Consider the following 22235-nt stretch of genomic DNA (forward strand, 5'->3'; position numbering starts at 1 on the left):
CGACCGTGCAGTCAGTTGCACGATGCACCGGTGGGCCGGAGCGGGGCAGCATCCCTCCGGCCGATGCACCTCGACGACGGGAACCCGTGTGCAGTTGCGACAGCTCGAGTACTTCGTGGCACTGGCGGAGGAACGACACTTCGCACGGGCGGCCCAACGCTGCCTCGTGTCGCAGCCGGCGTTGTCGGGAGCGATCACCCGGCTGGAACACGAGGCGGGGATGCCGCTCGTCCGCCGCGGTCACGTGTTCGAGGGGCTGACCGACGAAGGCGCGCGAGTCCTGTTCTGGGCGCGGCGCATCCTCGCCGACCACGCGACGCTGCGCGAGGAGTTGACGGCGTCCCGGCACCGCCGCACCGGCCATCTGCGGCTCGGGGTGACCGACGGCGCGTCGGTGGCCGCGGCGGGGATCATCGGGCGGTTCTGCGACGAGTACCGGAGTGCTCGCGTGGACGTCGTGACCGGGCGCTCGTGCGACGAGGTCCTCGACCGACTCGACCGGCTCGAACTCGACGCGGTGGTGGTCGACGCGGCGACCGCCGCGGGTGCGCGGCGCCGGGTCGCTGTCCTCGCGCGCGAGCGCCTCGCCGTCGTGGGGCCCACGGGCCTGCTCCGGTCGCTCGACGCGGCGTGCGACTGGGCCGCTCTCGACCGGGTGCCGCTGTGCCTGCCGCCGGTGGAACACCCGGTCCGGACGCTCGTCGACGACGCGTCGACCGCGGCGGGGTCCCGGCTGCGGCCACAGGTCGAGAACTCGACGGTCGCCGGGCTGGTCGCGCAGGTGGCGAGCGGCGCGTTCGCGACCGTCTGTCCCCCGTCGTGGTTCGGAGCGCTCGGTTTCGGCGACGCCCTGTCGACCGTGGTGATCGACGGACCTCCGGTGACGACGAGCCTGACCCTGGCGACGTCCTCGCGCACGTCGCTCTCGGTCACCACGCGTGCGTTCGCGGAGATCGCCGTTCAGGCGTCGACCGGGTTGACCCGTTCCACGAGCAGCGGGTCACTCGGGAAGAACGGGAACGTCACGACGTCGTCGACCGGCAACGACATCAGCGCGGCGACGAGTCCGGGTCGCAACGTGCTCAACGCGGCGCGGTAACCGATGTCGGCCGGCGTCGGCTGGTCGAAGAAGATCAGCATGTGGATGTCGCCGTCGTCGGTGAGGTCCTCGATCTGGTGGGGGTAGGCGCGCGGGACGACGTACACGTCACCGACCTCGAGGACGTAGGTGTCGAACGTGCCGTCGGGGTCGAGGATGCTCATGCGTGCCCGGCCCTTGGCGAGGTAACCCACCTCGACGGTGAACGGGTGCCAGTGGATCTCGCGCATGCCCTCGTCGGAGACGGTCAGCGAGTACATGGAGATGTGCGTGAGCGCCGGCCAGAACTGCTTGCGGGCGGTCTTCGCGGTTCCCGACGCGGTGGCGACGGGTGCGGCCATGGCCTCGACGTCGAACTTGTACGCAGACGGTCGTTCGTCGTCGGCGGTGAGGGTGGCGCGGGACGCGACCTCGACGAACACCTCGTCGACGACCGCGTGGGTGCGGTGGGCGAGGACCGCCTCGTCCACGTCCAGGGTGTTGCCGACGACCGCGTCGCTGAACGCCGCGAGACCCGCGCGCAGGCCGATCTGCCGCGGGTCCCCGCTGGTGTGCGCCGCGAGGATCTCGCAGTCGGTGTCGCCGACGTTCTCGACCGCCACCATCACCCCGGTCGGCACGAAGTACATCTGGCCGGCGGCCAGGCTGAACCGCTGGTACTCCTCCTGGTTGCCGAAGATGGTGACGAGCGCGGTGCCGCTCAGGCAGTACCCGAGTTCGTCGGCGTTGACCTGCCACCGCGGTTCCATCGCCGTCCCGGCCGCGAGCACGACCCGGCGGACCGACACGCCGTCGAGCAGGGGGAACGACGCCGTGTCGAGCGCGGTGAGGCTGCTGCCGCCCTGTGTGACGTCGGGCGCCCGGTCCCGGAGGTTGGCGACGTGTCGTGACGGTGTCCTGCTCATCGGGTGCTCCGCTCCTCGTCCGGCCCGCGCGTCGGCGCGACCCGTCCACCGTGCGCGACGCGGACGCATCACGTCCAAGACCGACTCGTGACCGATCGATCGGCGACGTCGATCGGGCCGGGACCGTGAGCACGCGGGAGGATGGCGCGGTGGGCCGACGACCGCAACCACAGATCCGTCGGGATCTGCTGGACGCGTGCACGGACCACTCCCTGGCGCACGGTCTGCCCGACCGCCTCGGTCCGCTCGCTGTCGCCGCGGGCACGTCGCCCCGGATGCTGATCTACCACTTCGGCACCCGCGACGCGCTGGTGCGCGAGATCCTCGAGGAGGCCCGTCGACGTCAGCTCCGGGTCTTCGGCGACCTCCTGCAGGTGCGTCCCGACCAGCCCTACCCGACGACCCTGCGGCGGGCCTGGACCTCGATCGCCGGCGCGACGGGGCAGCCGTTCATCGAGTTGTTCGGGCAGTGGCGCGCCGGAGCGGAACGTGAGTGGACGCCGGGCTTCCGCCGGGCTGCGACGACCGACTGGTTCCCGCCGCTCGAGGAGGGCCTGCGCACCATCGGACGACCCGAACTCGCCACGCTCGTGCTGGCGGTGATCCGGGGTCTGCTCATGGATCTGGACGCCACCGGTGACGCCGCCCGCACGCAGCGGGCGTTCGACCAGTTCGTGGCGACCTTCGACGCGCCCGCCTGACCAGCCGGCGGCGCGATCAGAGCTCGAGCAGCAGGTCGCGCACCGCCGCCGGCTGCGAGAGGAACGGGTGGTGGCCCGTCGGGAACTCGACGACCCGGTCGGCGCGGCGGGCGAACTCCCGTTGCGCCGCCGCGGGCGTGCCCCGGTCGTCCCCGCACACCACGTAGGTGGTCGGCACGTCGTGCCACGCGGCCGCGCCGACCGGCGTGCCGAGGACCGCGAGGTTCTGGCGGGCCAGGTGTTCCGAGGCTCCGGCCTGGACGTCGGGCGGACAGTCCTGCAGGAAGGTCTCGACCAGCAGCCCGGGCCGGACGCCGAACGTGCCCGCCGCGGGGTCGACGTCGAGGAACGGCGGCACACTTCCGTCGCCGAACTCCGACTGGCTCTGCCCGACCTCGAGCAGGTAGCTCGACACGTACACGAGGTGCCGGACCGTCCCGACCCCCGCCGCCGCCTCGGTCATCACGGTCCCGCCGTAGCTGTGCCCCACCACCACCGTCGGTTCGTCGCTGCCGAGCAGCACCTCCCGCACCACGGCGACGTCCTCCGCCAGACCCGGACCGCTCGCCCCCGGGGCGACTCCCGTCTCGCCGCAACTCGGCAGCGCCGGCGTCACGCTCACGATCCCCCGCTGCTGCAACAGGTTCCCGGTCGGACCCCACCACCACGCGCCGTCACGGACACACGCCCCGTGCACGAACACCACCCGCATCCCGAACCCCCGCCGTCGTCCCGATCACGTCCGATCGACGCTAGACACCCCGCGCGTTACGCGAAAACCCGCGGGGAGCCGAGCCCGGTGTCAGCGCGTGCGGTCGGTGGCGACGTCCGTGAGTTTGCGGGTGATGTCGCGGGGCACCCGGAGGCCGCGGGTGCGGAGGTCCTCGACGAACCGGCCGGTCAGCGCGTCCGGTGTCGACGCCGTGACCGCGACCACCACGCGGGTCCACCGCGGCCGGAAGGAGCGCACCGTGCCCGGAAGACCCGCGCTCACCGCACTCACCGGGGTGACCGCGATGCCGATCCCGGCAGCAGCGAGTTGGGGCGCGGCCGAGGTGATGGTCGTCCGCATCACGACCTCCGGTCGGACTCCGGCGTCCGTGAGCGCACGGTCGAGCCATGCGCTCAGGCCGTTGTCCACCGCGAAGTGCACCAACGGTTCCCCGTCCAGCTGGCGGAGCCGCACCGTGTCCCTCGCGGCGAACGGATGGTCGGGCGACGCGGTGACCACGATCTCCTCGTCGGTCACGAAGGCCTTCCCGTAGCCCGCCGGAACGGGTTCCGGCATCACGGCCACGTCGACCGCCCCGGAGTCAACCCATCCCAGCAACTCGGCGACGATCGCGGACTCACGCAGCACGACGTCCACGCCTGCACGTCTGCGGTGCCACTGCCGGACCACCGGCGCGATGAGCGGAACGGTGAGACTCTGCGCGCACGCCACGCGCAACCGACCGGTCGCACCCTCTCCCACCGACCGGGCGGACCGCACCGCGGCCGCGGCGGACTCCAGTGCGTGGCGGGCGGGTGGGAGTGCGGCAGCGCCGGCCGGCGTGAGGGTCACGCCGCGCCGGCCACGGTGGAACAACGAGGTCCGCGCCTCCCGCTCGAGCTCGGCGAGTTGGTGCGACACGGCCGGTTGCGACAGGTGGAGCACGCGCGCGGCCTCGGTGATGGAGCCCGCATCGGCCACGGCGACCAGACACTCGAGGGCGCGCAAGGTAGTCATCGACGAATTCTATGGTCTAGCCCTAAACCATGAACGGCTTGGAGGGAAGCTCCCGGGACGTGGCGACGCTCAACCGGTCGGAGCGTCGGCCGCGGGTCGGCGCGAGACGACAGGAGATCGGGGCATGGCAACGGTGTTCGTCACCGGTGGTTCAGGATTCATCGGTCGCCCCCTCACACGGCGTCTGGTCGCAGAAGGGCACGCGGCCCTCAGCCTGGTCCGCAGTGGCGTCCACTCCCCCGGATCGGAGGTGTGACGGCCGTGCGAGCGCTGGTGGTCGATCCTGCTTCCCCCGACGGTCTCCGCCTCACGGCTGACGCTGCTGACCCACACGCGGAACCTGACCAGGTCGTCGTCGCCGTGGAGGCGGTCTCCCTGAACGCGGGCGAGACCCGCTACCTGCACGAGATGTTCGGCGCCGGCGAGATCCCCGGGTGGGACGCGGCCGGCGTGGTGGTGGCCGCCGCGGCCGACGGCACCGGCCCGCCCGTGGGAACCCGCGTGGTGAGTTTCGGGTGGCGCGGGGCGTGGGCCACCCGACGTGCGGTGTCGACGGCGGAGCTCGCCACGGTCCCGGACCACGTCGACCTCGGCGACGCGGCCACCCTCCCCGTCGCCGGGGTGACCGCCCTGCGGGCCCTGCGGGCGGCGGGCAACCTCATGGGCCGTCGCGTCCTGGTCACCGGCGCCTCGGGCGGGGTCGGGCGGTTCGCCGTCCAGCTGGCGGCCCGGATGGGAGCCGAGGTCGTGGCCGCGGTCGGCACCCCCGGACGCGCCCACGGACTGCGGGAGATCGGCGCGCACGAGATCGTCCACGGCGAGCACCTCACCGGGCTCACCGACGACCTCGCCGCGGTGGTCGACACCGTCGGCGGGCCGCTCCTCGCGCGGGCGTACGCCCGCTTGCAGCCCGGTGGCAGCGCCCACGCCGTCGGATCAGCGTCCGGCGCACCGTTCGTGTTCGACCTCGAGGCCGAGCGACGCCGCGCCGGCGGCACCCGACTGGAGATCACCAGCCGCGGCGACCGCAGCGCCGGCGACCTCGCGGTCCTCGTCGGCCTCCTGGCCGAGGGCGCTCTCGACCCGCACGTGGGCCTGCGCACCGACTGGTCGGACCACGAGGCGGCCGTGCGGGCGCTGCTCGCACGCCAGGTGCTCGGCAAGGTGGTGCTCGACGTGCGGTGACCGAGCTGGACAGACGGGAGGAGCAGACCCGGCGTCAGGCCGACGGAGCCGGGTGACCGGACAACACCTTGTCGAGCAGCGCCTGCAGCTGCCGCCGTTCCGATGGAGCCAAGCCCCGCAACAACTCGTCCTGTACGGCATCGGCGTGCACCTGCAGGCGTTCCAGGTGCCGTCGTCCGCGGGGCGTGGGCGTCACGAGGTTGCGTCGACGGTCGGTCGGATCAGCCTTGCGCACCACCAGCTCGTCGTCCTGCAGTCGGTTGACCACGGCGTTGACGTCGTTGCGGTCGAGACCCAGGTGGCGGCCCAGGTCGGCCTGGCTCAGCGGGCCGGACTCCTCGAGGGCCGCGAGCACCGCGAACTCGGTCCGCGCGCCGAGAGGCATGCGCTGCGCGGTCAGCCGTGCCCCCAGCGTCGACACCTTGTTCGTCTGCCAGGACGCCAGCGCCCGCAGGCGTTCCGGTGGTCGGGGCTCGGGCGCGTCACTCACCGCCGCAGCCTAACAGTTGGCCTGACCAACGATCTCGAGGTACGTTCGTTGGTGTCACCAACTATTGCTCACGGAGGAGCTCACATGACCACCACACTGCAGTTGACGGCACGCCGTGTCCTCGTCCCCGGAGGTACCGGCGGGGTCGGAGAGGGCGTTGTGCGGCACTTCCTCGCCGCGGGGGCGCAGGTCGTCGTCCCCACCCGCTCCACTCGGCGCGCCGAGGAGTTCCGCGCCGTGCTCGGCAACGCCGCCACCGGGAACCTGCACCTGTTCGAGCACGACTACACGACCTTCGCCGGAGCCGAGTCGCTCGCGGGCGAGGTCGAGAGCCGACTCGGCGGCGTCGACGACGTCGTCGCCCCGATCGGTGGGTGGTGGGCCGGTCGACGCCTCTGGGAGATCGACCAGGCGGACTGGGACTCGGCGTTCACCGGCCTCGCCACCGCCCACATGGCCGTGCTCCGCGCGGCACTTCCCCGCCTGGGCGCCGAGGGCGCGTACACGGTCGTGACGGGCGAGTCGTCGTCGTGGCCGGTGCCGGGTAGTGGGCTCGTGAGCATGGAGCAGGCCGCTCTGCTGATGATGCAGCGCGTCGCCGCCGCGGAACTCGGGGATCGCACGCGCGTGTTCGCGTTCGTCCTCGGTCCGGTCGCGACCCGCGGGTCCGACTCTCCCGACCCCTCGTGGGTGACCTCGGAGCAGGTGGGCGCAGCCGCCGTGGCGGTCTCCGCGAGGTCGGACCTGCCGGGCCAGACGATCGAGTTGCACGACGCCGAGGGTGCCGATGCCGTCCTGCAGCGACTCGGCGCAGACACCCCGGCGAGGACGTGGCGGTCGTGACGACGTCGGTCGGGGACCGCGGTGCCTAAGATCGGGGCGTGTCCGCTGCCGGCGTCGGGAGCCGGCCCGGAGGCCGGAACGCGCGGGTGCTCGACGCCATCCACACCGCGGTGGGCGAACTCGTCGCCGAGGGTGCCGACCGGATCACCATGCCTGTCGTCGCGGAGCGCGCCGGGGTCAACCCGACGACGCTCTACCGGCGCTGGTCGACCGTGGACGTCCTGCTCGAAGAGGTCGCCGTGGCCGCACTGACCCGCGACGACGAGTCGGCCCCCGACACCGGGTCGATCGCCCGCGACCTGCGCGAGTGGGCGCTGGTCATCGCCCGTGACGTCCGCCGCCCGGCCCGGTCGAGGTACCTGCGGGCGATGGTCGCCGCACGGGTGGACCTCGTGGCCCACTGCCCCGTCATGGAGACCCGCCGCACGCAGGCGGCGCAGATGGTGCGACGCGCGCGAGCACGCGGCGAGGCGACACCCACCGTGCAGCAGGTCCTCGACCACGTCATCTCGCCGATCTACCACCACGTCGCCTTCGCCCTGGAGGTCGACGACGCCTTCGCCCGACGCCTGGTCCGTGACGTGCTCTCGATGGCCCGCTGACGACGTGGTCGCCGCCGGCCCGGTCACGGGCTCGGGTGCAAGCCCCTGCTCGTGACCCAGGCCCGCAGGGCCTCGGTGAGTTCCGTCGCGCGCTCGAGGGGCAGCCAGTGCCCGGCGTCGACGGACACGATCGTCAGGTCGGCGCACGCGGCGCGCATCGGATCACCCTGGCGGTTGCCGGTGATCGTGCAGAGGGCGTCCCACTCACCGTTCACGAACAGCACCGGCTGTGCCAGGCGTCCCCCGTCCGGCGACCGGCGCGCGTAGGCCACGTTGGCCTCGTCGTTCACGTAGAGGCGCGACGGCGGCCCGAACCCGCGGTCGCGGTAGGCGGCGACCACCTCCTCGAAGTCCGCCGCCGGCCAGAGCGCCGGGTCGGGCTCGGTCCGCGGCGCGCGGTGCGCTGCGCCGAAGCGCCCGCCGTTCCGGGTGACCGTTGCACTGGGCGACACTCGGCCCACCGCATCCGGCGACCCGCTGCGGTACACGGACGCGAGCGTCGACGCCGGATCGGCGTCGAGGTCGGCGACGGCCTCGTCGAAGTGCGTCGTGTAGTACCGGTAGTAGTCCCACTGACCGTCCGGGTACTCGTCGGCCGGGTGGACGGAACGGTCGACGAGCGGGACCAGGGTGGCGAGGCCCGTTCCGCCCGGTTGGTAGGCCCACGACGTGAGCACGGCGGCGCGGCAGGCGTGGGGCTCGTGCGCGGCGAGCTGACCCACCACGACGCTCCCCCAGTCGTGGCCGACCCACACGGCGCTCGTGGTGCCGAGGTGCCCGAGCAGCTCGAGCATGTCGGCGACGATGTTCTCCATCGACGCCGACTCCGGACCACCAGGCGCGCTCGACCCACCGAAGCCCCGCAGGTCCGGGGCGATGCAGCGCCAGCCGTCCGCGGCCAGATCCTCCAGCTGGGCGCGCCACATCAGCCCGAGACCGGGCCAGCCGTGGACGAACACCATCAGCGGTCCGGTGGCGGGTCCGCACTCGAGGTAGCGGGTGGTCTGACGCGCGGTCCGGAACGTCCGCGACTCGAGGGTCACCGGGGTTCTCCGTTCGGGAGTGGGACGGGTGTGCGGCCGCGGGTGCGCCCGACGGCGATCGCGGCGGCGACGAGGACCAGGCCGACCTCGGCGAACCCGTAGGTCACCGCCGTCGCGGTGAGGCCGAACCGGGCGACCGCGAGGCCCGCGGCGAGGGCCGGGACGCTGAAGGCCAGGTAGCTGACCAGGTACATCGTCGCGAACACCTCACCCCGCTGCGCGGCCGGAGCCGCATCGCCGAGGTCGTTCACCGCGACACGGAACGCCACCCCGAAACCGAGACCCGCCACCACCGATCCCGCGACGTACACGGGTAGATCCCCGGTGAGCAGCGCGACGACCGTGACCAGGACGCCGGCGGTGAGGGCTGCGTACCCGGACCACTGTCGGCACGCGGGACGCAGCGCCCCCGAGCCGACCGCGCCGACGACCTCGGCGAGGAAGAAGACCCCGAGCACGAGGCCGACGACGAAGTGGCTGTGGACGTCGAAGACCTGACCGAGCACCGACGAGCCGAGCGAGAGGTACAGGCCGGCGAGGGCCCACGTCGCGATCATCGACGGCAGCAAGGCGACCAGCGTCGGCCGCGCCGGTCTCGGCAACCCGACGCTCGGCACCAGCGACCGCAGCACCGATCCCCGCCGTGCCTCGTCCGGCGTGCCACGCTCCGGGGTCCACCACACCAGGGCCGCCAGCACCAGGTACACCGCGCCGAGCACCCAGAACACGAGCTGACGGGGGAACGGTGCGAACTCGACGAGGGCGCCGGCGAGGCCGACTCCGGCGGCGATGCCGAGCGACGGGACCGCACTGCTGACGACGGAACCGGTCCGCGCCGACGGTGCCGCGTCCATGATCATCGCCGTCGTCGTGCCGGTCGCCGCGCCGACCGCGAAACCCTGGACGACGCGGGCCGCGATCAGGTCACCCGTTCCTCCCGCGACCGCGAACAGCGCCATCCCCGCCGCCAGCAGGAGCAGGGCAGCGGACGCGACCGGTCGACGTCCCACCCGGTCCGACAACGAACCCACCGTGAGCAACGCGGCGAGCAGAGCGAACACGTAGACGGCGAAGACGACCGTCAGCGTGAACGGCGAGAAGCCCCACAGCTGCTGGTAGACCGGGTACAGGGGGGACGGCGCCGATGCCGCGGTCAGCGTCGCCGCACCCGCGACCGCAGCGACCACGAACGAGGCCGACCGGTCGAGCACCACACCTCCGCTCAGAGCAACGAACTTTGCTTTAGGCTACGCGACGTCGTGCAGCGGTGGAAGGCTCGGCCGTTGTCGGAGCGGGCGGGCAGAATCCCGGCATGGCCAGATTCGAGGACGAAGACCTCACCGATGCCGAGTTCCGCGAGTGCGACCTCACGCGCGCCCGGATGATCGGGGTCGTCGTGCAGGACGTCGTGATCGACGGCTTGGTGCGCAACCTGGTCGTCAACGGCGTCGAGGTGAGCGCCTACGTCGAGGCCGAACTGGACCGGCGTCACCCGGTGCGGGTGCTGAACCGTTCCGACGACCCCGACGACCTGCGGAACGCGTACCGCCAGCTGCAGGAGGCGTGGCGCGCGACGGTCGAGCGCCTCCGCCGCATGCCGTCGGGATCGGAGCACCGACAGGTCGCCGGCGAGTGGTCGGCCGTCCAGACCCTGCGCCACCTGGTGTTCGTGCACGATTCGTGGTTCCGCCGCTGCTGCCTCGGCTCGACCCGCCCGTTCACCGCGATGGGGCTCGCGTCACCGTTCGTCCCGGACCAGGAGGAGCAGGGTCTGGACCCGGCGGCCGATCCGTCCCTCGATGACGTCCTCGTGGTGCGCGAAGCCCAGGCCGCCGAACTGGAGCACTGGCTCGCCGGCGTCACGTCCACCGACCTGTCGGCGCCGGCACCGGTGCCGGCGGGACCGGGCTGGCCGCCGTACGCGGCGGGCAGGTCCGTCCTGCAGTGCCTGCAGGTCGTCCTGAACGAGGAGCACGAACACCACGGCTTCTGCGTGCGCGATCTCGACCTGCTCGAGGGGTGACCGTCGCGCGGTGTTCGCGTCGGAACTGGTGACGTCGCGCCGCACCTCTGTCACGCTCGACGGATGGCCGCCATCGAACCGGAGTTGTGGGTGGACGACCCGCCCCGCGCCGTGCGCTTCTTCGCCGACGCCCTCGGGGCACGCGTCCTGCTGCAGGTGGGCGACGGGCTCGACGTCGTCGCGCGACTCGACGTCGACGGCGCCCGGTTCTGGGTGGCCCGTGCCGACGCCGAGCTCGGTCGGCGCGCCCCCGGTGGTGCCGGGGGCGCGACCGGGCGAGTCCTGCTGGTCGTCGACGACCCGCGGTCCGTGGTCGACGCACTCGCCGCTGCAGGGGCGACCGTCACCGCCGACGTGGCCGAGGAGCACGGCTGGCTGGCCGGGCGCGTGGTGGATCCGTTCGGTCACGAGTGGGAGATCGGCCACCACCTCGGCGAGTGATCTCCGCACGGCACCGCGGGGTCAGCGCGCGATCTGCTCGAACCACGCGTCGAGGGCGGCGGTGAAAGCCTCCGGTTGCTCGACCCACGGCAGGTGCCCGGCCTCGGCGATCACCGTCAACGTCGAGGTGGGCATCGCCTCGTGCGCCCGCTGTCCCTGACTGACCGGGTCGCACTGGAAGTCGTCGTCACCGAACACCAACAACGTCGGGACGGTCACGCGTGTCAGGTCGGGCAACAGGTCGTCGCTCTGGAACCCCGAGGCCCGGGTGTAGGCGAGGACCGTGTCGTCGAACTGCATCGTGCTGAACACGTCGCCGGCGCGGTCGGGGTCGTGGAAGTAGAACGCGCCAGTGGCGTCGAGCACCTCCTGGATCGACGGCGGTGTGTCACGCCCCGCGCCGCTCATCAGGGCCATCGCGTCGTCGATGTAACGGGGGTGGGCGCGGTAGAACGGCTCCGCGCGGCGTTGTTCGATGCGGCGCATCATCTCGCCCATCCGCACGTCGTCCGCGGCGACGATCGGGTCGATGGCGATGATCCCCCGCAGGTGCGTGCTGTGCTCGATGCCGTACGCGAGCACCTGGTGGCCGCCGCCGGAGTGACCGGCGAGGAACACCTGCTCGGCGCCAAGGTGGACCCGCAACGCGTCGATGTCGGCCACGAAGTCGGCGAGCGCATAACGGCTCGGATCCTCGGGCCCCGTGGACTTGCCGCTGTGGCGGGTGTCGAAGTAGACCACCGTGCAGTGATCCTCGAGCCCCGGCAGGGGGATCAGGTAGCTCACGGCCGGTCCCCACCCGGATGCGGGCACCAGCATGAGGGGCCCGGTGCCGCGCACCGTGTAGTGCAGGGTGAAGCCGTTGATCTGGGCGCTGTGCTCGCCCGGGGCCGTCGCCGGCCCGGTGTTCGTTGCAGTGGTCATCGGTTCTCGTCCTCGTGTCGTCGGGAGATGGTGATCGGATCGGCGTCGGTGCCGACCCTGGGCGAAGGTCTGACGGCCGGGTGTGTCCGCGCCTGGTCCACCGCCACCGTCAGGTCGCCACGCCACACATCGCCGTGGCCGGGCACCACGACGTCGGCGGGGAGGCCCGCGAGGTGGGTCAGGGTGTCGCGTGCGCCGGCCGGGTCCGCGGAGAAGAACCCCGGCGGCAGCTGGGGTCCCCGTGACGTCGACAGCGGGTGACCGGTGACGAGCGCGTCGCCCGTGACGACCACGCCGGCGTCGCCCAGCAGGTAGGCCGTGTGTCCGCTGGTGTGCCCGGGTGTCGCGACCGGTGTCGGTCGCCCGGGGACGTCCAACGGGCCCCGGGTCGCGAACGGTGCCGCCGTGGACACCTCGACGTGGGTGCGACCGCCGGCACGGGCGACACCCGCGAGCCAGCGCACGCCCCGCGGTCGCCACGCGTGACGCACGACGTCGACGACGCTCGCCTGCTCGTGCGTGTCACCGTGCAGGTTGGCGAGCTCGAGCGGGTGCGCGAGCACCAGCACCCGGTGCCGGGCCAGCAGCGCGGGCAGACCGCCGACGTGGTCGACGTGGGCGTGCGTGACGAGCACCGCTTCGACGTCCTCCAGGCGGTGGCCGATGCCTTCGACCGCGGCGACGATCCCGGCCGCATCCCTCGGATACCCCGTGTCGATCAGGGTCAGCGCCCGTCCCTCCTGCAGCACCACCCAGTTCACCGCGGTACCGCGGCCGAGGTGGATGCCGTGGCTCACGCGTTCCACGGGTCACCGGTCCGTTCCGGGACCGGAGCCAGACGGCTGCGAAGCCGGGCCAGGAACCCGCTCGTATCAGGGTTTCCTCCGTCGGCGTCCGTCACCCGGAGGACGGCGAGCAGCACGGTGGCATCCCCGTCGAACCACGTGCAGTCCACCGCGACATGGGTGACGTGCAGTCCCTCGTCGTCGTGGCGGACCTGGAAGGTCCAGTGGAAGCCCAGTTGCGCGCGGCGCACGGGCGCGGGGCGGATGTCCTGGTCCGGCAGCTGGTACCAGGCCACGACGTGGGCGTCGACGGTGTAGCGCGCTCCGGTGCGTCGCAGGGCCACGGTGCTCACGACGTGCTCGGTGGCGACCGGGCCGGCCCCGCCGGTCGCGGTCTGCACGACGGTCTCGCGTCCGATCAGCACCGGGAGGTCCAGACCGAGCACCTCCGCGGCCGGCGTGAGGTCGACGACGACGTCGGCGTCGAGGACGTCCGAGAGCAGCCCGGTCGCGCCGGTGTCGAGAGCGTGGCCGAGCAGCGCCGGAATCTGCCGGAGGACGGCGACGTCCTCGGGCTTCGAAGGGGTGGGTGGGTTCGTCATGGGAGTTGTCCTCCGTGGTCGTCAGACGAGGGGGTGTTGCAGACGGAACAGGTCACGCGAGTCGGCCACGGCCTTGACCGCCCGCAGCCGTCGCAGCGCGTCCGGGCGGAAGGGCGAGCCGGCGGCGTCGTCGTCGCCGGCGAAGTTCAGGTAGCCCAGCCCGGTGGACCACGGCGTCAGCGCGGCGACGACGCGGTCGGCGTCGGCCACCGCGTCCGGGCGCTCGCCGGGCCCGCCGACCACCGCGCACCACACACTGAAGCGGGCGTCGTACAGGTCGATCGCCCCGCTCACCTCGGGCGGTCGGCTCATCGCGCCACCGAGGTGGCGCAGCTCGACGATCTCGACGCCCACACCGGATGCGGGCCCGGCGACGTCGACGACAGCTGCGAGCGCGGCCGGGGGCAGATCGCGCAGCAGCGTGCTGCGTTCGACGAACGGGGCGGGGTCGACCGGGTCGGAGTGGATGGAGGCGAACTGGTCGTACGGCAACGGTCCGACCGTGTCGAGCAGCACCGGAGCCGCGGCCCGCACCGGGGCGAGCAGCGGGTCGACATCTGCGGCGTCACCCAGGTACGCCACGCGCAGGTGCAGTGTGAAGCGGCCCGCCAGCAACGGCGGGATGCCCGGTAGCGGCGGCATGCGCAGCAGTGCCAGCGAGACCGTGAGCTCCTCCGGTGCCCGCACGGTCAGCGCCTGGAAGGCGGCGAGGACCTCGGCCGTGTGCGCACCGTCGAAGAACAGGCCGCCGCCGGCGAACGCGCCGACCTCGACGAGGTCGATCTCCATGGCGGTGACGACGCCGAGGTTGCTGCGACCCCCGCGCAACGCCCAGAACAGCTCGGGGTGGGCGTCGGCCGTCGCGTCGATGCGCGAGCCGTCGGCGCTGACGACGCTGATCGTCCGGACGTGGTCGACGGCCCACCCGTGGGTGCGACCCAGGACCGGGCTGATGCCCCCGCCCAGGGTGAAGCCGACGACGCCGACGCTGGGCGACGAGCCGTGCAGCGGCGCGAGCCCGTGGGGCAGCGACGCCTCGAGCACGTCCTCGAACCGCGCGCCGGCACCGACCCACGCACGCCGTCGCTCCGGGTCGATCTCGACCTGCCGCAGGGCGTCGGTGCGGATCAGCACGCCCTGCTCGATGGGTCGGCCGGCTTGATGGCCGGTCGCCATCACCGCGACCGGCAGGTCGTGAGAGGCGGCGAAGTCCACCGCGGCGGCGACGTCGTCGGCGCTCCGCGCACGGACGACGAGATCCGGGCGGCGGACGGCCGCGAGGTTGTAGCCCACGCAGGCCTCCTCGTACCCGGCCGAGTCCCGGCGCAGCACCTCGCCGGTCACCCGGTGGGCCAGCTCCGTCGCGTCGCGATCAACCCGTGCTGGAAGGGTGTTCTCCCCCGTGGTCGTGCTCATGGTCGTTCTCCTTCGTGGACGCCACCGCGCGGTCCGCGGCGGCAGTGGAACCGGTCGACGGCAGCGTTGCCCGTCGGGGCCGGTGGTTCCGGTACGGCCGACCGCGTCACCACGCGACACCGGCGCGCGTCAGGGCGAGGCCAGCCCCGAGGGCGACCGCGAAGGCCAGCGCACCTGCGGAGGTGCGCTTCAGCGCGGTGACCAGCTCCGGTGCGGTGACGGCCCGCAGGCCGAGCAGGAGTGCAGGGACGGTGAGCGGCAACGAGAGGAAGGCCAGTGCCGCAAGGGGGTGTCGCACCGTGAGCGCGAGCGCGAGCAGGTACGGGGCGACGAGGAACGCGGCGTACACCGACCGGGAACGGCTGACTCCCAGGCGCACCGCGAGCGTGCGCTTGCCCGCCTTCTCGTCCGGTCCGATGTCGCGGATGTTGTTGACCATCAGCACGGCACAGGCGAACGACCCGGCGGCGACGGCACCCGCGATGCCGGGCACTGTGCAACGGTCGGCTTCGACGAACTGCGTGCCGAGCGTGCCGACCAACCCGAAGAACACGAACACCGCGACCTCGCCCAACCCGGCGTAACCGTAGGGGCGGGGACCACCGGTGTAGAGCCACGCCGCCGCGAGCGCGGCGGCGCCGACGAGCAGCAGCCACCAGTGCTGGGAGACCACGACGAGCGCGAGACCGGACACCGCGGCGGCACCCAGGAAGGTCAGAGCCACGGTCCGGACCGTCGTGGGCGGCGCCGCGCCGGACCCGGTCAACCGTGGCGGACCCACCCGGAAGCGGTCGGTGCCACGGACACCGTCGGAATGGTCGTTGGCGAAGTTGACCCCGATCTGCAACAGCAGTGTCGTGAGCAACGCGAGGGCACCGGTGAGCGCATCGGCGCGGCCGTCGGCCGCCGCGGCCGCGGTACCCAGCACCACGGGCACCGCGCTGAGGGTGAGCGTGCGGGGGCGGGCCCCGCTCACCCACGCCGTGAGCGGGACGCGGTCGCGGACCTCAGTGCGCACGGACGGCCTCGATCTCGTGCACGACCTGCACGGCGACGCGCGCCGCGGGCGGCATCGACGCCACCTCGGCGGCGAGGGCCGCCGCCCGGAGCCGGAAGCCGGGTTCGGAGGCGACGAGGTCCGCAGCGGCGCCGACCTCGGCGACGTCGCGGACCACGACGGCCACTCCTGCCGCCACCGCACGATCGGCGTTCACCTCGTGGTCCGCACCCAGCGGGTGGACGACCATGGGGATGCCCGCCCGCAGCGCGGACAGCACGGTCCCCTCGCCGCCGGCCGTGACCACCACGTCGGTCCCCGCCAGCAGGTCACCGAGCGGCGTGAACGGCACGTAGGTGCGGGAGACCGGCGCCGGCGCCGGCGGAACGGTGTCGCCACCGGTCGTGACCACGACGTCCCACCGCGCCGGGTCGAAGTGGTCGGCGGCCCGGTCCCGGAGGCCCGGGTCCGTGAACACGGTGCCGAAGGTGACCAGCGCCCGCGGCCGTGACGGGTCGACGGCCGGACGGTGCGGTGCGACGACCGTGCGCGGGCGGCGGTGGATCTCCGGCCGCACCGGGATCCGCCGCAGGGCGGGATCCGGCGGACCGGCCTGCAACCCGGCCGGGAAGATGTCGAGCACGGCGCGCGGGGGCGCGAGGACCAGGCCGTAGCGCTCGGCTCGTTCCGAGGCGACCCGGCGCAGCGCGGCGCCGAGCTGCGGCGGCCGGTCGGGGCCGAACGTGTGCCGGTAGAACGCGGCACCGGTCTCGCCGGCGACGAACGCGCCGATGTGGTCCATGGCCTCGCTGATGACGACGTCCGGGCGCCAGGCCGTCGCGCTGGCGAGGCCCTCGATGACTCCGGCGTCGACCAGGCGGCCCGCGAAGAACCTCGCGATGACCGGTGGCACGGGGTCCGACGCCGGGCTGATCCCGAGCTCGTCGCTCATCCGGCGCAGGGTCACGCCCGCGAGCGGCCCCGCGGGCAGCACCGTCAGCTGCTCCGTGGCCTCCCGGCGGAGGAAGCCCTCCAGCTCGAGGCTGGTGATGACCGCGACCTCGTGCCCGGCAGCGGCGAACGCGCGCAGCAGCGGGAACATCGGCACGAGGTGACCGACGAACCCGGTTCCGCTGAAGGCGATACGCACGGCGTGCTCCCTGTCCGTCGACCTGTCCGACGAGCGCGCGTCGTCCGCCCGGGAACGGGTCGGACCGGTGTTGCGCGCTCGACATCGAGGGTCGGTCGGGCACGGGTGGCCCCGCCTCCGTGGAACCACGCAACCGTGCCGGGGGCCGTCGTCCCCGTCACACCCCGAGTTCTTGACTGAACGGTCCAGCTCGTCCTAGCGTCGTTTCAGACCGATCAGTCAACAACTCGGATGGAGCACGAGATGAGCACGTTCCTCACCGGCAAGACCGCCCTCGTCACGGGCGGGACGTCCGGCATCGGCCTCGCGGTCGTCCGCCGCTTCGTGGCGGAGGGCGCCCACGTCGTCGTCACCGGCCGACGTCAGGAGCCGCTCGACGCCGTCGCGGCGGAACTCGGCGACGCCGTCACCACCGTCCGCGCCGACGCCTCGGACCCGGCCGACGTCGCCGCGTTGTACGAGACCGTCGCCGCGCTCGGCAATGGCCTCGACGCGGTGCACGTCAACGCGGGACTCGGCGAGTTCAAGCCGTTGTCCCAGGTGACGGTCGAGGACGTCGAGAAGGCGTTCGCCACCAACGTGCGCGGCACCACCCTCACCGTGCAGGGCGCGCTGCCGCTGCTCAACGAGGGCGCCGCGATCGTCATCACCGGATCGACCGCCGCGACCGGCAAGGAGCCCAACTTCGGTCTCTACGGCGGGTCCAAGGCGGCGGTCGCCGCGATGACCCGCACGTGGGCGGGCGAACTCGCCCCGCGCGGGATCCGCGTCAACCTCGTCATCCCCGGGCCTACAGACACGGCCGGCCTGCGGGGTCTCGTCCCGGCGAACTCGGACGCGCTGCTCGCCAAGATCGCCGAGGGCATGGCGCTCGGCCGCGTGCTACGTCCCGAGGAGGTCGCCGCCGCCGTGCTGTTCCTCGTCTCCGACCAGAGCTCGGGCATGACCGGCAGCGAGCTCCTCGTCGACGGCGGGGCGTCGGTCGGGTGACCGGCCCGCTGACTCCCGCCGGTCCGACGGCGCGGCGCGGCTGGCTCGCGGTGGCGTCCGTCGCCCTCGGGTCGTTCGCGATCGTGCTGTCGGAGTTCCTCCCGATCGGGCTGCTGCCCGCCATCGCGGACGGCCTCGACGTCAGCATCAGCACGGCCGGCCTCATGGTCGTCGTCACCGGGCTGCTCGCCGCGGTCGCCGCGCCCGCGGTCACGGTCCTCACCTCGGGCCTGGACCGTCGCGTCGTCCTCGTCGGCCTCAGCCTGCTGCTCGTCGTGTCGGACGCGCTGGCCGCCCTCGCCCCTGACTTCGCGATCCTGCTGCTGGCGCGCGTCCTGCTGGGGATCAGCCTCGGCGGGTTCTGGGCGGTCGGGGCGGGCATCGCCGGCCGGCTGGTCCCGCCCGCGGACACCATCCGGGCGACATCCCTGATCACCGCGGGGATCTCGGTGGCCACGGTCGTCAGCCTGCCGCTGAGCGCCGGGGTGGCAGCCGTGGCGAGTTGGCGCCTGGCGTTCGTCGTCGGAGGCGTGATCGGCGTGGTCGCCCTCGGCCTGCAACTCGCGACGCTGCCGAGCATCCCGTCCTCCCGGCGGGTGCGGGTCGCCACGCTCGGCGCCCTGTTCCGCGTGCCGCGAGCCCGCATCGGCCTGTTCGCGGCGACGGTCGTGTTCGGGGCGCAGTTCGCCGCCTACACCTTCGTCACCCCGTACCTGGAGGACCGGGCCGGCCTCAGTGCCGGGACCGTGACGCTCACCCTGCTGCTGTTCGGGGTGGCCGGGATCGTCGGCAACTTCACGGCCGGGGTCACCCTCGGCCGCACGGTGACGGGAACGACGGGCACGGCGTGGTTCCTGCTCGCCGCAGCCGTCGTGGTGCTGCCGCTGGTGGCACACCAGCCCGTCGCCGTGGTCGCCGTGGTCGTGGTGTGGGGCCTGGTGTGGGGCGCGCTCCCGCTCGCGCTGCAGACGTGGATGGCGAGCGCCGCACCGCACGGCGCCGAGACCGGGCTCGCCCTGTTCGTCACGACGGTGCAGCTCTCGCTCGCGGCCGGATCGATCCTCGGAGGCGTCGCCGTGACCGCCTGGGGGATCGACGCCGACTACCGCTGGGCCGGGGTGGTCGCGTTCGTCGGCGCCGCGGTCTTCGTCGCGCTGGCCGTGCGGCGCGCCGACCCCGACGCGACCACGGACGCCACGACGACGCCGGCACTCGCACCCCACACGCCGTAGCACCGCACCACGGGTCGCGTCGTCCGCCGTGCGTCAGGATGGACGACGCGTCCGCACACCGATCCGAGAGGGGCGATCATGCCCAGACCCCGCACGTTCGACGAGGCGGACGTCATCGCCCGTGCGCGCAAGGCGTTCGCCGAGACGGGCTACGCCGGCACGTCCCTGGACACCCTTCTCGAGGCCACCGGCCTCGCCCGGCAGAGCCTGTACAACGCCTTCGGCGGCAAGAAGGAACTGTTCATGCGGGCGTTCCTCAGCGACGCCGCGGAGGCGGTCGACGCCGTCGAGTCGATCCGGCACGGTTCCGACAGCCCCATCACCCGGATCCGGTCGCAGATGGTCAAGGTGGCCGTGGAACACGGCGGTGCCCAGGCGCCGCCGTCCCTGTTCACCAAGGCCGCCGTCGAGCTCGCGACGCAGGACGCCGAGGTCGCCTCGACGGTCGCGGCCTCGTTCCACTCCATCAGCTCGCACTACGCGGCGTGCATCGTCGAGGCGCAGGAGGCCGGCGAGATCGACGCCGACGCTGACGCCGACTCGCTCGGGGCGTTCTTCTGCGCGGTGATCGAGGGGATGTCGACGCTGGGTGGTTCGGGCGTGCCCCGCACGATGTTGCTCGACATCGGGTTGACCAGCCTCGACGCCATCCCGCTCACCGCCCTCGGTCGCGAGCACCTCGGCACCGACGACGGCGACTGGCACTGACCCGCCGGGATCCGCGCAGAGCCGGACCTACCGCAGCGTCCCCCCGTCGAGGCCTTCGCCCCAGGAACGCAGGAGACGTTCCAGCGCGGTGCGTTCGCGGGACGTCAGAACACTGGTCAACCGCTTCTCGTTGGCCATGTGGGCCGTGAACGCCTCGTCGACGAGGTCGCGGCCGGCTTTCGTCAGCACGACGACCCGGCCCCGCCCGTCCTCGTCGCGCGGCAACCGCTGCACCCACCCGGCCGCCTCGAGACGGTCGAGCCGCTTGGTGACGGCACCCGTCGTCACCATGGTCCGGGCGGCCAACTCGGTCGGTGTGACGGACGCTGGGGCGCCTTCGCGCCGGAGAGTGGCGAGCAGGTCGAACTCACCCTCGCTGAGTCCGTACTGCTGGTACACCGCCGTCAGTTCCGTCGTCAGCCGGGCGGCCAGACGGTGCAGCCGCCCGATCAACGCCATCGGGGAAGTGTCGAGATCCGGACGCTCACGGCGCCACTGCGCGCGGATCTCGTCGACACGGTCGCGGGTGGGCATGTTGACATTCTAGCTTCCGTGGAAGCTAGACTGGCTTCCATGGAAGCCACCAGGTTGCGAGTCGCAGCGCTGACCGCCGTCGCACCGATCGCGTGGGGGTCGACATACTACGTCACCCGTCACTTCCTCCCGGGCGACGCACCGTTGTGGGGTGCAACGTTGCGAGCGCTCCCCGCCGGTCTGCTGCTGCTCGCCGTGAGCCGGCGGAGGCCGGTCGGGAGCTGGTGGTGGCGGTCGTTCGTCCTCGGCCTGGTGAACTTCGCGGCCTTCTTCCTGCTCGTCTACCTCGCCGCGCAGCTGCTGCCGTCGTCGGTGGCAGCCTCGGTGATGGCACTGGCGCCACTCGCCCTGGGTGGGTTCGGGTTCGTCCTCCTGGGGCAACGGGTGGACCCGCTGTTCTTCGTGGCCGCCGCCACCGGACTGGTCGGCGTGATCCTGTTGGTCGGCCTGGCCACCGACGGGATCGACCCGCGGGGTGTCGCGGCCTCGGCGGCCGCACTGACCCTGTCAGCGGCCGGGTCGGTGCTCGCCACCCGCTGGCGCGGCGACGTACCGTTGCTGGCGTCGACGAGCTGGCAGCTGCTGGCCGGCGGCGTGCTGCTGCTGGTCGTGGCCGTCGCCGTCGAGGGCGCGCCGCCGCACCTCGACACAGGCGGCATCGTCGCCGTCGGCTACGTGACGGTCGTCGCCACGGCTGTGGCCTTCGTCTGCTGGTTCTCCGGCCTGTCGCGGTCGAGTGCGGGCTCCGTCGGGCTCATCGGCTTGCTCAACCCGGTCACCGGGATCGCGCTCGGTGTCGCGTTCGGCGGCGAGACGCTCAGCGGCTGGCAACTGCTCGGCGCCGCACTCGTGCTGCTCGCGGTCATCACCACGCTGCGTCGCCGCACGGACGCTCCGGCGACCGAGCGGACTCAGGGGCGACTCACGACGCCGGAGGTGTCAGCGTCGTCGGTGGCCCAGCTCGCGAGCAGCGGGAGGGCGCGGGCGGTGGGTGAGTCCGGTTCGACGGTGTAGACGATGAGGCGCTGGTCCGGGTCGTGCGGCCCCACGACGGTCTCGATGCCGAAGGTGAGCAGACCGGCGGTGTCGTGGCGGATCCGCTTGGTGAGCGACGTGCGGTCGCTCACCGAGACGTCGTTCCACCACCGCGCGACGTCGGGGTCGGCGGCGCGCAGCTCGTCGACCAGCTCGCGCAGCACGTCGTCGTGGGGCCGACGTCCGGTCTCGACCCGCAACGCCCCGACGGCGGCTTCGGCGAAATCGCTCCAGGTGTCGATGGTTCCGCGCGCCCCCGGATCGGTGAGCAGCCAGCGGGGGAACGACGACCCGACCGGCATCGGCGTCGACAACACCGCGGTCAGCAGGTGGTTGCGAGCCAGGACGGTGCCGCGGTGACCGAGCAGCAGCGCCGGCACGTCGTCCAACGCGGTCAACACCCGCAACATCCCGGGGTCGGCCCGCTGCACCTCCACCGGACGACGCCGCGCGCTCCCCGGAGCGGCCGCGGCGTCGGCCAGGGCGTGGAAGTGCGCGGCCTCGGTGTCGTCGAGTCGAAGCGCCCGCACCAGGGCCGTGCGCACCTGCGGGTTCAGGTGGCGTTGCCGCCCCTGCTCGATCCGGCTGTAGTGGTCGGTGGACAGTCCCGCGAGGAACGCGACCTCCTCCTTGCGCAGGCCGGGGACCCGCCGTGGACCCGGGAAGGCGTCGATGCCCGCCCGGGCGGGGGTCAACCGGTCGCGGCGCGAACGGAGGAAGCGTGCGAACGCCTCGGCTGCCACCTCCACACCACGACCCTAAGCCGCAGGTGCCGCCCGTACCTGGTCACGCCGTGACCGG

The 22235-nt window shown here is 72.9% G+C and carries 24 protein-coding genes and 1 pseudogene; 11 read left to right on the forward strand and 14 right to left on the reverse strand.

Features of this window, described 5'->3' with window-relative positions; all coding sequences use genetic code 11:
* Positions 1–22 precede the first annotated feature (22 nt).
* Positions 23–904 (forward strand): annotated as a pseudogene (locus ACXR2U_RS02525) (LysR family transcriptional regulator); the annotation flags it as partial.
* Positions 905–960: 56 nt separating this feature from the next.
* Here ACXR2U_RS02525 and ACXR2U_RS02530 read toward each other — a convergent pair.
* Positions 961–2004, reverse strand: coding sequence for a cupin domain-containing protein (locus ACXR2U_RS02530; protein WP_458823349.1), 1044 nt, complete (start codon positions 2002–2004; stop codon positions 961–963).
* A gap of 149 nt (positions 2005–2153) precedes the next feature.
* Between ACXR2U_RS02530 and ACXR2U_RS02535 the strand changes: the two genes are divergently transcribed.
* Positions 2154–2705 (forward strand): TetR/AcrR family transcriptional regulator, encoded by a 552-nt coding sequence (locus ACXR2U_RS02535; RefSeq protein ID WP_458823350.1) that lies wholly within the window; start codon positions 2154–2156, stop codon positions 2703–2705.
* A gap of 16 nt (positions 2706–2721) precedes the next feature.
* On the opposite strand, the gene ACXR2U_RS02540 is transcribed toward ACXR2U_RS02535, so the two are convergent.
* Both ACXR2U_RS02540 and ACXR2U_RS02545 read right to left on the reverse strand, forming a co-directional pair.
* Positions 2722–3417 carry an alpha/beta hydrolase gene (locus ACXR2U_RS02540; RefSeq protein WP_458823351.1) on the reverse strand — a complete coding sequence of 232 codons (696 nt, stop codon included), beginning with the start codon at positions 3415–3417 and terminating at the stop codon, positions 2722–2724.
* Between the two features lie 90 nt (positions 3418–3507).
* Positions 3508–4434 carry a LysR family transcriptional regulator gene (locus tag ACXR2U_RS02545; RefSeq protein ID WP_458823352.1) on the reverse strand — a complete coding sequence of 309 codons (927 nt, stop codon included), beginning with the start codon at positions 4432–4434 and terminating at the stop codon, positions 3508–3510.
* Positions 4435–4707: 273 nt separating this feature from the next.
* Between ACXR2U_RS02545 and ACXR2U_RS02550 the strand changes: the two genes are divergently transcribed.
* Positions 4708–5619, forward strand: coding sequence for a zinc-binding dehydrogenase (locus ACXR2U_RS02550; protein ID WP_458823522.1), 912 nt, complete (start codon positions 4708–4710; stop codon positions 5617–5619).
* Between the two features lie 34 nt (positions 5620–5653).
* On the opposite strand, the gene ACXR2U_RS02555 is transcribed toward ACXR2U_RS02550, so the two are convergent.
* Entirely contained in the window at positions 5654–6109 is a 456-nt protein-coding gene (locus tag ACXR2U_RS02555) for a MarR family winged helix-turn-helix transcriptional regulator (protein WP_458823353.1), read from the reverse strand.
* Positions 6110–6193: 84 nt separating this feature from the next.
* Here ACXR2U_RS02555 and ACXR2U_RS02560 point away from each other — a divergent pair, with 84 nt between their 5' ends.
* Positions 6194–6952, forward strand: a complete 759-nt coding sequence (locus ACXR2U_RS02560) for an SDR family oxidoreductase (RefSeq protein ID WP_458823354.1) — start codon at positions 6194–6196, stop codon at positions 6950–6952.
* 38 nt (positions 6953–6990) lie between these two features.
* Complete coding sequence (locus tag ACXR2U_RS02565) at positions 6991–7554, forward strand: TetR/AcrR family transcriptional regulator (RefSeq protein WP_458823355.1); 564 nt, start codon at positions 6991–6993, stop codon at positions 7552–7554.
* 23 nt (positions 7555–7577) lie between these two features.
* Here ACXR2U_RS02565 and ACXR2U_RS02570 read toward each other — a convergent pair whose 3' ends face one another.
* The gene (locus ACXR2U_RS02570; protein WP_458823356.1) at positions 7578–8597 is read right to left on the reverse strand and encodes an alpha/beta fold hydrolase; all 1020 of its coding nucleotides are present in this window, start codon (positions 8595–8597) and stop codon (positions 7578–7580) included.
* The gene (locus ACXR2U_RS02575) at positions 8594–9808 is read right to left on the reverse strand and encodes an MFS transporter (protein WP_458823357.1); all 1215 of its coding nucleotides are present in this window, start codon (positions 9806–9808) and stop codon (positions 8594–8596) included. The genes ACXR2U_RS02570 and ACXR2U_RS02575 overlap by 4 nt, the downstream gene beginning before the upstream one ends.
* Before the next feature lie 101 nt (positions 9809–9909).
* Between ACXR2U_RS02575 and ACXR2U_RS02580 the strand changes: the two genes are divergently transcribed.
* Complete coding sequence (locus ACXR2U_RS02580; RefSeq protein ID WP_458823358.1) at positions 9910–10620, forward strand: DinB family protein; 711 nt, start codon at positions 9910–9912, stop codon at positions 10618–10620.
* 63 nt (positions 10621–10683) lie between these two features.
* Entirely contained in the window at positions 10684–11061 is a 378-nt protein-coding gene (locus ACXR2U_RS02585) for a VOC family protein (RefSeq protein WP_458823359.1), read from the forward strand.
* A 21-nt stretch (positions 11062–11082) separates the two neighbouring features.
* On the opposite strand, the gene ACXR2U_RS02590 is transcribed toward ACXR2U_RS02585, so the two are convergent.
* The 6 genes from ACXR2U_RS02590 to ACXR2U_RS02615 all read right to left on the reverse strand — a co-directional run bounded on the left by ACXR2U_RS02590 (position 11083) and on the right by ACXR2U_RS02615 (position 16935).
* On the reverse strand, positions 11083–11985 hold the full coding sequence (locus tag ACXR2U_RS02590) for an alpha/beta fold hydrolase (RefSeq protein ID WP_458823360.1): 903 nt from the start codon (positions 11983–11985) through the stop codon (positions 11083–11085).
* Positions 11982–12791, reverse strand: coding sequence for an MBL fold metallo-hydrolase (locus ACXR2U_RS02595; RefSeq protein WP_458823361.1), 810 nt, complete (start codon positions 12789–12791; stop codon positions 11982–11984). Before ACXR2U_RS02595 ends, ACXR2U_RS02590 begins: the two co-directional genes overlap by 4 nt.
* Positions 12779–13372, reverse strand: a complete 594-nt coding sequence (locus ACXR2U_RS02600) for a nuclear transport factor 2 family protein (RefSeq protein ID WP_458823362.1) — start codon at positions 13370–13372, stop codon at positions 12779–12781. Before ACXR2U_RS02600 ends, ACXR2U_RS02595 begins: the two co-directional genes overlap by 13 nt.
* Before the next feature lie 21 nt (positions 13373–13393).
* On the reverse strand, positions 13394–14788 hold the full coding sequence (locus ACXR2U_RS02605; RefSeq protein WP_458823363.1) for an FAD-binding oxidoreductase: 1395 nt from the start codon (positions 14786–14788) through the stop codon (positions 13394–13396).
* Positions 14789–14894: 106 nt separating this feature from the next.
* Positions 14895–15806, reverse strand: coding sequence for a 1,4-dihydroxy-2-naphthoate polyprenyltransferase (locus tag ACXR2U_RS02610; protein WP_458823364.1), 912 nt, complete (start codon positions 15804–15806; stop codon positions 14895–14897).
* Positions 15796–16935, reverse strand: coding sequence for a glycosyltransferase (locus ACXR2U_RS02615; RefSeq protein WP_458823365.1), 1140 nt, complete (start codon positions 16933–16935; stop codon positions 15796–15798). Before ACXR2U_RS02615 ends, ACXR2U_RS02610 begins: the two co-directional genes overlap by 11 nt.
* 243 nt (positions 16936–17178) lie before the next feature.
* Here ACXR2U_RS02615 and ACXR2U_RS02620 point away from each other — a divergent pair, with 243 nt between their 5' ends.
* The 3 genes from ACXR2U_RS02620 to ACXR2U_RS02630 all read left to right on the forward strand — a co-directional run bounded on the left by ACXR2U_RS02620 (position 17179) and on the right by ACXR2U_RS02630 (position 19865).
* Complete coding sequence (locus ACXR2U_RS02620; protein WP_458823366.1) at positions 17179–17925, forward strand: SDR family NAD(P)-dependent oxidoreductase; 747 nt, start codon at positions 17179–17181, stop codon at positions 17923–17925.
* Positions 17922–19157: an MFS transporter gene (locus ACXR2U_RS02625; RefSeq protein WP_458823367.1), complete on the forward strand. Its 1236-nt coding sequence runs from the start codon at positions 17922–17924 to the stop codon at positions 19155–19157. Before ACXR2U_RS02620 ends, ACXR2U_RS02625 begins: the two co-directional genes overlap by 4 nt.
* 78 nt (positions 19158–19235) lie before the next feature.
* Entirely contained in the window at positions 19236–19865 is a 630-nt protein-coding gene (locus ACXR2U_RS02630; protein WP_458823368.1) for a TetR/AcrR family transcriptional regulator, read from the forward strand.
* Between the two features lie 27 nt (positions 19866–19892).
* Here the strand turns inward: ACXR2U_RS02630 and ACXR2U_RS02635 are convergent, their stop codons facing one another.
* Positions 19893–20399: a MarR family winged helix-turn-helix transcriptional regulator gene (locus ACXR2U_RS02635; RefSeq protein ID WP_458823369.1), complete on the reverse strand. Its 507-nt coding sequence runs from the start codon at positions 20397–20399 to the stop codon at positions 19893–19895.
* Positions 20400–20438: 39 nt separating this feature from the next.
* Here ACXR2U_RS02635 and ACXR2U_RS02640 point away from each other — a divergent pair, with 39 nt between their 5' ends.
* On the forward strand, positions 20439–21413 hold the full coding sequence (locus ACXR2U_RS02640; RefSeq protein WP_458823370.1) for an EamA family transporter: 975 nt from the start codon (positions 20439–20441) through the stop codon (positions 21411–21413).
* Here ACXR2U_RS02640 and ACXR2U_RS02645 read toward each other — a convergent pair.
* Positions 21311–22183: a helix-turn-helix domain-containing protein gene (locus ACXR2U_RS02645; protein WP_458823371.1), complete on the reverse strand. Its 873-nt coding sequence runs from the start codon at positions 22181–22183 to the stop codon at positions 21311–21313. The genes ACXR2U_RS02640 and ACXR2U_RS02645 overlap by 103 nt on opposite strands.
* Positions 22184–22235 lie beyond the last annotated feature (52 nt).

Source organism: Jatrophihabitans sp. YIM 134969, from assembly GCF_054456675.1.

Excerpts from the sequence above, each read along its gene's own strand:
- ACXR2U_RS02620 (WP_458823366.1), top strand. The coding sequence starts at position 17,179 with ATGAGCACGTTCCTCACCGGCAAGACCGCCCTCGTCACGGGCGGGACG.
- ACXR2U_RS02585 (WP_458823359.1), top strand. The coding sequence starts at position 10,684 with ATGGCCGCCATCGAACCGGAGTTGTGGGTGGACGACCCGCCCCGCGCC.
- ACXR2U_RS02540 (WP_458823351.1), bottom strand. The coding sequence starts at position 3,417 with ATGCGGGTGGTGTTCGTGCACGGGGCGTGTGTCCGTGACGGCGCGTGG.
- ACXR2U_RS02530 (WP_458823349.1), bottom strand. The coding sequence starts at position 2,004 with ATGAGCAGGACACCGTCACGACACGTCGCCAACCTCCGGGACCGGGCG.
- ACXR2U_RS02605 (WP_458823363.1), bottom strand. The coding sequence starts at position 14,788 with ATGAGCACGACCACGGGGGAGAACACCCTTCCAGCACGGGTTGATCGC.
- ACXR2U_RS02600 (WP_458823362.1), bottom strand. The coding sequence starts at position 13,372 with ATGACGAACCCACCCACCCCTTCGAAGCCCGAGGACGTCGCCGTCCTC.
- ACXR2U_RS02630 (WP_458823368.1), top strand. The coding sequence starts at position 19,236 with ATGCCCAGACCCCGCACGTTCGACGAGGCGGACGTCATCGCCCGTGCG.
- ACXR2U_RS02580 (WP_458823358.1), top strand. The coding sequence starts at position 9,910 with ATGGCCAGATTCGAGGACGAAGACCTCACCGATGCCGAGTTCCGCGAG.
- ACXR2U_RS02545 (WP_458823352.1), bottom strand. The coding sequence starts at position 4,434 with ATGACTACCTTGCGCGCCCTCGAGTGTCTGGTCGCCGTGGCCGATGCG.
- ACXR2U_RS02590 (WP_458823360.1), bottom strand. The coding sequence starts at position 11,985 with ATGACCACTGCAACGAACACCGGGCCGGCGACGGCCCCGGGCGAGCAC.
- ACXR2U_RS02635 (WP_458823369.1), bottom strand. The coding sequence starts at position 20,399 with ATGCCCACCCGCGACCGTGTCGACGAGATCCGCGCGCAGTGGCGCCGT.
- ACXR2U_RS02640 (WP_458823370.1), top strand. The coding sequence starts at position 20,439 with ATGGAAGCCACCAGGTTGCGAGTCGCAGCGCTGACCGCCGTCGCACCG.
- ACXR2U_RS02560 (WP_458823354.1), top strand. The coding sequence starts at position 6,194 with ATGACCACCACACTGCAGTTGACGGCACGCCGTGTCCTCGTCCCCGGA.